Annotated in this window: 2 protein-coding genes; one reads left to right on the forward strand and one right to left on the reverse strand. The window is 58.2% G+C overall.

Features of this window, described 5'->3' with window-relative positions; translation table 11 throughout:
- A partial coding sequence (locus IT585_01300) for a hypothetical protein (protein MCC6961866.1) occupies window positions 1-1544 on the reverse strand: 1544 nt, incomplete at its 3' end.
- A 176-nt stretch (window positions 1545-1720) separates the two neighbouring features.
- On the opposite strand from IT585_01300, the gene IT585_01305 reads away from it, so the two are divergent.
- On the forward strand, window positions 1721-3494 hold a 1774-nt coding region (locus IT585_01305; GenBank protein ID MCC6961867.1), incomplete at its 3' end, for an NADP-dependent malic enzyme.

A 3494-nucleotide genomic window follows, 5' to 3' on the forward strand; every position in this document is an offset into this window, starting at 1 on the left:
CGCTCCAACCTCGACCAACCCGCCGTTGAGCGCACGGCAAGCCGCTTTGCCGCGGTCTTCGGCGCTTCGCGCCGGGCGCGATCACGATCGCCGGCAAACGCCTGCGCGATGAAGCGCGTCTGCAACAGCGCAATCTGTCCCAGGGCAAAGTCACGATCACTGAAGTCACGGGGGCGACGGAGATTCAGGCAGAGATCAGACTCCGCCAGCCGCTTGAGCATCGTCAAGGGAGTGCGGTAGCCGCGACGGGCGGCGATACGCGCCGCTTCGGTTTCAGCGAGTTCGCGCAATCCACTATCAAGAGAGCGAAATCCGAGCTTGTAGTAGAACCAGTACGCTCCCGATTCGAGCCCTTCGGGATTGTCATAGCCAACTTGGTAGCGCCGCACGACCAGATAGCTGCAGCCAAAGAGTTGGTGCAGCATCCGCAAGAAATTCGTGTAGATGAAGGCCGCCTCGCAGCGGCGGAAGCTATCGAAGATATTGATCGCCAGTTCGAGCCGCTCGCCGACCATGGCGGCCACACCATAGCCGATCGGCACGCCATTGCGAACCAGCAGCGCGGAGTAGTTTGCCTCCAACGGCAAGCGCGTCTCGGGCAGCATACCGAGAAGATAAATCGTGGTGCCGCGACCGATCGCGGCTGCCCAAACTTCCTGCTCGTTTGCAAACGACAGCGGCCACAGCTCGCGACGGCGCACGAGCAGTGCCATGCGGGCACGGTCGATGATCTTGCGGCCCGAGATTGGGTCAAGCAAATTCGGCGTGAGCCGGGTCCGGCGCAAGTCACTGCGCAAGTCGGGATAGCCACGTTGCAGCGGCTCCTGCTGAAAAAAGTAATCCCCTACCGGCTCGCGGCTGTTGGTAATGGCAAACGGCTGCTTCCCGATCGTAATTCGCAATGAGAAGGCGATCTTGTCGAAGAGCAAGCGCTTGAGATTTTCGTCGGCGGGCAAGCGACGAAAGAGTTCGACAAACCACTGCAGCGGCGAGATGTGCCGGCTGCCGATATCGGCATCACGGATTTCCTCGGTGGTGAGGTAGGGGTCGTCGACGGCGTCATTCTCGTTCCAGGTCACAAGTGCCGGCAACAAATCGAGAATCGGGTCGCCCTTGAGCTTTCGCAATTCGGCGTAATCGAAATCGGCGGCTGTCGGAAAATTCTGCAGGAGCCACTTCGTCATCTGATATCCGAAATCGTGAGTGAAGCTCGTGCCGACGATGCCGGAGCGTTCCAACCGAAGGCGAGCGCTCTTGCCGAGAGGCCGCTTCAGTTGTCGCAGACGGCGGCTGAAGCGGTCCAGCTCATAGTCGACAAACTGCAAGAGCTCCGGGCTGTCGCAGTAGGCGCGCAGGTAACAGAGTGAATCGTGATAGCTTATCAGGTCGGCGACCAAGCGGATTCTGGCCGAAGCCAGGTCGTGCAGCAGTTGGGACTTTTCCGTGGCGAGCGCCGTTCCGAATTCGGCTTTGATCAACGCCAATCGGCGGATCAACGTGTTGACCATGGGGCGCAATTTGTCGCACTTGATGGCAGTCGGCAAACAGCAATTCGCCCGCCAAATCCCACAGCAACATGCGGTTTATATCGACCTGATATAGCCGAGTCTTTGTGAAAATTTGCACAAAATCCTGAATTCCGACCGCAATTTATCTTGGTTGACTGGATCATAATTACTATATTCACTTCTTGGAAAAACCCGAAACGGGAGATGCTTTTGTGATTAAACGTGAAGAAGCCTTACAATACCACTCCATGGGCCGGCGCGGGAAGGTCGAGGTTGTACCGACCAAGCCGTGCGTCACCCAGCGTGACTTATCCATGGCTTACACCCCGGGCGTGGCGCAACCCTGCCTGGAAATTGAGAAGAATCCGGCCGATGCCTACACTTACACCGCCAAAGGCAATTTGGTGGCAGTGATCTCGAACGGCACCGCGGTACTCGGCCTTGGCAATATCGGGGCATTGGCCGGCAAGCCGGTCATGGAAGGCAAGGGCGTCCTGTTCAAACGCTTTGCCGACATCGATGTGTTCGACATCGAGCTGAATACCGAAGACCCGGAAGAAATCATCCGCACCTGCCAAATCCTGGAGCCCACTTTCGGCGGGATCAATCTCGAGGATATCAAGGCGCCGGAATGCTTCCATATCGAAGAAGAGTGCAAGAAACTCTTAAATATCCCGGTCTTCCATGATGACCAGCACGGTACGGCTATCATTTCGGGCGCGGCGCTGCTGAACGCGCTGGAACTGTGCGGCAAGGATATCGGCAAGGTACGCGTTGTCTTCTCCGGTGCAGGCGCCGCCGGCATCGCTTGCGCCAAGCTCTATCTCTCGCTCGGCGTCAAGCTCGAGAATATTATGATGGCCGACAGCAAGGGCGTGATGTACGAAGGCCGCGGCGACAACTGGAACAAGTATAAAGCCCAGTTCGTCAAGAAGACCGACTGCCATACCCTGGCGGACGCACTGGTCGATGCCGACGTGTTCGTCGGCGTTTCGGCCAAGGACCTGGTTACCAAGGACATGGTCCGGACGATGGCCAAGGATCCGATCATCTTCGCGATGGCCAATCCCGATCCGGAAATCACTTATCCCGATGCCGTTTCAGTACGCAAAGACGTGATCATGGCAACCGGCCGCTCCGATTATCCCAATCAGGTCAACAACGTGCTTGGATTCCCGTTCATTTTCCGCGGGGCACTCGATGTCCGCGCCAGCGCGATCAACGAGCAGATGAAGATCGCGGCAGTCAAGGCGCTGGCAACCCTCGCCAAAGAAGACGTACCAGATGCCGTGGCGCGCGCTTACGGCGTGTCGAGCTTCAAGTTCAGCCGCGAGTACATCATCCCCAAGCCGTTCGACCCGCGCGTGTTGTTGTGGGAGGCCTCGGCGGTCGCCAAAGCCGCGATGGATTCCGGCGTGGCCCGCGTTGAGGTCGACATAGACGAATACAAGAGCCAGCTCGAGCACCGGCTCGGCCTGGGTCGCGAAATCCGCTCGACCCTCATCGACCGCGCCAAGACAGCACCGAAACGGATCGTGTTTAGCGAAGGCACCTCGCCGAAGGTGCTGCGCGCTGCCATGATCGTCAATCACGAGGGCTTCGCGCGTCCGATCGTCCTGGGTAAGGAAAGCGATATCCGGCAACTGGCCGCTGAGAACGAGATCGACATGGCCGGTATCGAAATCATCCATCCGCACTCGTCGCCAAATTTTGAAAAATACGTCAAAGAGATGTTCCGGCTGCGCCACCGCAAAGGCGTTACGCTATACGATGCCCGGATGCTGATGCGCAACCCGAATTACTTTGGCGCGATGATGGTCCACATGGGCGATGCCGATGCCTACTTGGCCGGCGTAGCCCAGCACTACCCGGAGACGATTCGGCCGGCGCTGGAAATCATCGGCAAGCGGGAGGATCTGACCGTCGTCAGCGGCATGTTCGTCCTGATCATCAAGAACAAACTCTACTTCTTCGGCGATACGACCG

This window comes from Candidatus Zixiibacteriota bacterium (assembly GCA_020853795.1).
Classification (GTDB): Bacteria; Zixibacteria; MSB-5A5; order CAIYYT01; family CAIYYT01; genus JADJGC01.